This window comes from Microcoleus sp. AT3-D2 (assembly GCF_036705715.1).
In the GTDB taxonomy this organism is placed as follows: Bacteria; Cyanobacteriota; Cyanobacteriia; order Cyanobacteriales; family Microcoleaceae; genus Microcoleus.
In genome coordinates, this window is the sequence record NZ_JAUBVE010000144.1 from 1 (window position 1) to 4718 (window position 4718).

Annotated in this window: 3 protein-coding genes and 2 pseudogenes; 2 read left to right on the forward strand and 3 right to left on the reverse strand. The window is 42.5% G+C overall.

The window, feature by feature from the left end; all coding sequences use genetic code 11:
- Nucleotides 1–419 precede the first annotated feature (419 nt).
- The 3 genes and pseudogenes from QUB44_RS30040 to QUB44_RS30050 all read right to left on the reverse strand — a co-directional run bounded on the left by QUB44_RS30040 (nucleotide 420) and on the right by QUB44_RS30050 (nucleotide 3150).
- A complete protein-coding gene (locus tag QUB44_RS30040; RefSeq protein ID WP_333373407.1) occupies nucleotides 420–752 on the reverse strand; it encodes an IS630 transposase-related protein in 333 nt (110 codons plus the stop codon).
- Between the two features lie 307 nt (nucleotides 753–1059).
- A pseudogene (locus QUB44_RS30045) lies at nucleotides 1060–1231 on the reverse strand (IS5/IS1182 family transposase); the annotation flags it as partial.
- Nucleotides 1232–1449: 218 nt separating this feature from the next.
- A complete protein-coding gene (locus QUB44_RS30050) occupies nucleotides 1450–3150 on the reverse strand; it encodes an ABC-F family ATP-binding cassette domain-containing protein (RefSeq protein WP_333373409.1) in 1701 nt (566 codons plus the stop codon).
- Nucleotides 3151–3660: 510 nt separating this feature from the next.
- On the opposite strand from QUB44_RS30050, the gene QUB44_RS30055 reads away from it, so the two are divergent.
- Together QUB44_RS30055 and QUB44_RS30060 are read left to right on the forward strand one after the other, a co-directional pair.
- Nucleotides 3661–3948, forward strand: coding sequence for a hypothetical protein (locus QUB44_RS30055; protein ID WP_333373413.1), 288 nt, complete (start codon nucleotides 3661–3663; stop codon nucleotides 3946–3948).
- Between the two features lie 131 nt (nucleotides 3949–4079).
- Nucleotides 4080–4718: pseudogene (locus tag QUB44_RS30060) on the forward strand (transposase family protein); the annotation flags it as partial.

Here is a 4718-nt window from a genome sequence, read left to right on the forward strand (position 1 = left end):
AATATTTGCCCAAATGGAATTATCGAGCCGTACCCCAACCTGAGTAATTCATTAAGTTATTTATTTTTCATTCCTTACTCCCGTTAAGGCGAACAAATGAACTCTTCTGGAGTTACGGACTCTCAAGCGCGATCCGAGCCTAGGTTCTGGATCGCACCTTCGCTCACCTTCATAGAGGAAATTCTAGCTCATGGCTCTTTTGTCAAGTCCATTCGCTACAAAATTAGATGAGGTTACCCTGCTCTCGTTCCTCGTTGGGAACGTGCATGAGTTCTGGTTAAGCCTAGTAATATTCCAGTCTCATCTAAAAAAACTATATCTTTTTGGTCGATATGCTTGACTTTTTCTCAATACTCTAACCTTAACTTCATGACTCTTTCTGTTCGGGGTTGGCTACTTCTCACTGTTTTTTTTACGATTTAATCCCAACTTTTGTAAGGCGTTACACATGGCTGTTCTACCACCCAATTTCCGGTCTTCTGGGCAAATAAATCACACAATTCTAGTAAAGTTGCATCGGGAGGTGCTGCCACTATTTCTCTCAACTCTGCTGTGGAATTATTCAAATGACTGTATCTCGGTTTCCCCCTGGGTTTCGGCTGTAAATTCCCTTCTATTTTTTGTTGCTTGACCAGTTTTTGAACTAAGCTTTTACTGACGGAAAATATCGCTGCTGTTTTTCTGATCGACAGCTTCTGATCGAGATGGGCTGCTACTATTTTTGTTCGTAAATCTACTGAATATGCTTTCATTGGTGTATTTTTTAATCTATTCTTATTGTACCTCATAACACCCGGAAGTGCTGTATTATCGCTCGCCCGCCATTATTTGTCGCTCGCCCGCCATTATTTGTCGCTCGCCCGCCATTATTATCGATCGCAGTGCCACGCCAATCGAGCCAACAACTTATTAATAATGATAATCGCGCCCTTGCGTGGGAGAGTCTGCCACAGGCAGACTCTCCCACCCTTACCCCTTGTTTGATTATCATTATTACCCAATTATATTTATGCACAAAGGGGTATTTACAGAATCTACTCCTTTCTAACTTGTTACCAATGCTGGAGCTCCCATATATCGAGAAAAGTTTTGAGCATATTCTGCTTCAAATGCTGACGCCCGGAATTAGTTTCGCCATGATTACCCAACGATTATCTTCTAACAATTGCCCCTCAAAAGGCAAGTCAAAGTTGGATGGCGGGTTTGGGGTTAGGTCAACTTTTCGGTACATTACGAAAGTGATGTTGTACTAGGCTTTGGAAAGATTTTAGCTCATAAGCTTGCACACACGGAGCGTTCAAACCAGTCAAAGTCTTTTTCTGTAAAGGTTTTAGGCTTTTTCGGCAAGCCCTATTTAGTCGAATTTAGGTTTAGGCATAATATTATTTTCTAATCACAGATCAACGCAGATCAACGCGAATGTAAGGTTGATCTGCGAGGGTTGCAAGTTTATTTTTGCTTAGCTGCAGCTTTTTTCTTGGCTTCTTTTTCGGCTTTTTTTGCGGCTTTTTCTGCTTCTAGTTTTGCTAACTTGGCTAGCTCTTTTTCTTCAGCAATTTTATCCAGATAGTAGTGGTAATCTCCCAAATAAGGGCGAAACTCTCCCTCCCGAATTTCGACTATTTTGTTGGCGACTTGTGAGATGAAATAGCGATCGTGTGAAACGATAATTACGGTACCGTCATAATTCTGAATCGCCTCTTCCATCATCTCTTTCGCCGGAATGTCGAGGTGATTTGTCGGTTCGTCCAAAATCAGCAAATTTACCGGAGTCAACAGCATTTTTGCCAAAGCTAGGCGGGCTTTTTCGCCGCCACTTAAAGCGCCAACCTGTTTGAATACTGTTTCGCCTGTAAATAAGAAACGGCCCAACAAAGTCCGAACTTCTTCATTTTTCCAGTCGGGAACTTCGTCGTGAATCGTTTGCATCACGGTTTTATTCAAATCTAAGGCCTCTGCCTGATTCTGTTCAAAGTAACCGGGGATGACGTTGTGGCCTCCCAATTTGACCGTACCTTCTGTCGGCTTTTCTAAACCCATAATCAGGCGCAGCAGGGTTGATTTGCCCGCGCCGTTGGGGCCTAGAAAGGCAATGCGATCGCCCCTTTCAATTAATAAGTCGGCTCCCAAAAATAGGATTTTTTCGCCGTAGGTGTGCACCAAATCTTCAATTATTGCTACTTCGCGACCGCTGCGGGGTGCGGGGGGAAAGCGAAAATGCAAAGTTTTTAATCCGCCGGTGGGCGCTTCGATACGTTCGATTTTATCTAACTGTTTCTCGCGGCTTTTGGCTTGGGTGCTGCGAGTGGCGCTGGCGCGGAATTTTTCTACGAATGCTTGCTGTTTTTCGAGTTCTTTTTGCTGGCTTTCGTAAGCGCTGAGTTGGGCTTCTCTGGCTTCTGCTTTTTGCAGCAGGTAGGAGGAGTAGTTGCCGAGGTAGGTGCTGGAAACGCCGCGTTCGGTTTCCACGATTTGGGTGCAGAGCCGATCGAGAAATTCCCGGTCATGGGATACGATTACCATAGGGGTTGTCAGCCCTTTCAGGTATACTTCCAGCCATTCGATGGTTTCTAAGTCGAGGTGGTTGGTAGGTTCGTCTAGCAGCAGGATGTCGGGTTTTTGCAGGAGAATTTTGCCCAAACTCATCCGCATTTGCCAGCCGCCGCTGAAGGCGCTGACTAATCGATCGCCATCTTCGGGTTCAAATCCGATTTCGGGCAGAATTTTCTCGATTTGGGCTTCTAAACCGTAGCCGTTTAAGCCTTCAAATTGCCGTTGCAGCCGATCCATTTTGTGGATCAGTTCGTCGAGATCCTCTGGGGAGGAGTTTTCCAAGTCTCGATGGACTTGCATTAGGGATTCATGGACTTCGTTGGCTTCGCTAAAGGCACGCCAAAATTCTTCTTTGACGGTGCGAGTCGGATCTACTTCAAATTCTTGGGAGAGGTAGGCGATGTGTAAGCTGGCGGGGCGAATAACTTCGCCTGCGGTGGGTTCGATTTCGCCGGCGATGATTTTGAGTTGGGTGGATTTGCCAGCACCGTTAACGCCTACTAAGCCGATGCGATCGCCTGGCTTGACTTCCCAGGTGACATCTTTGAGTACGACGCCTGTGGGGTAAATTTTACTGATGTGTTCGAGTCGCAGCATTGTTGTGGGGACTGGGGAAGGGCAGGTTTAGCGGCGGATGGGATGCCGGCGCTGAGGTCGAGTTAATCTTAACAAATTTTAATTATATTTAGGGTATTGCCAGATTTTGATTTGGTAGGAGTTACGCGAAAAAACGGGGTTTCTATGAAAAATCGCAGATTCTGGGCTAGAGATATAGGAAGAAACCCGGTTAACCTTCCGGGAGCATCCTAGTTTTGCAAATATGCAGAAGTATGATATTTTGGTAAATTTTTTTAAGCTCCCTACTATAACTGTGCGGAAAAATCTGTTTTAGGGTCAATGAGTTATTTTATAGCCGTTGCAAAATAGAGTAGCTCAAGAGTTACAATAGTCAAGGAATAATTTTTAGGAATCCAACATGACACCGGACGAACAAGAACGTTTACAAGCCTATAGTGCTGAAATTGCCAAAATTTTATATAAAAACACTCCCCCCGAGGCATTAGACAGCGAAAGAAAGCATAGAAAGACACCTGAGAAAACAATGGCTTGAAATGGTGGGAACCCAAGTCGCTTTTTTTTATCAAAGAAAGAACGGGAACAGAAAAAGGACGTTCCAGAACCGTAAAAAGCTGTGTGGGTGAGTTAAGAATAACTGAAAAACAAGCGGAACAATTAAACCTCAAAAAATCGACTCAATTGGCTCCATTATTTGAAAAATGCTGCCTGCGACAAGTAGCCAATTTATCAGATTCCAAGGCGTCCCAAGAAATTGAAATACAGACAGGAGTTAAAATAGGTCATACCACTTTACATATTAGACCTCTTGCAAAATAATTTTATGATATAATAGAAAGTTTTGCTTTACTGGATTGAATCCCAACTATTAACTTATTTTTACTCTTGCCTTGCTAGAAACAGGATAAAATACTAGAAACTTATATTGGTTGTTACACAATCAGTAAATCATGAAAAATCAATCTTATTTAAATTTGACATCTCATCAATTTAAACGTAGATTTGGTGTCAAAATTTCCACCTTAAAAGTAATGGTTAAAGCCTTGGAAGAATTCCGGTCAGAAAATCCTCTCATACAGAAGAGGGCGTGGGACTATCCTAACTCTTGAAGAACAGGTCTTAGTCGCATTGGAATATTGGCGAGAATATCGAACATATTTTCATATTGCGACAAATTGGGGAGTATCTGAATCAACTATTTGCCGAATTGTAATTGACATCGAATCAACTTTAATGAAAACTGGAAAATTCCGTCTTCCTGGGAAAAAAGCATTACTCAAAAACTCTGATTATCCAGCAGTCGTGGCGATTGATGTCACAGAAACAGCTATTGAACGACCCAAAAAAAACAGAAAGGATATTATTCAGGCAAGAAGAAATGTCATACCCTCAAAACTCAATTGGTCATTAATCAAGAGACAAGAGCAATTATTTGCACTGCTTTTGAGCAAGGACATTGCCACGATTTTAGCTTGTTTAAAAAAAGTAAAATTCATTTTCATCCCGAAACATATAGCTTACAAGATAGTGGGTATCAAGGCATAAAAGATGATCATTTCAATAGTTATATTCCTAGAAAGAAACCTAAA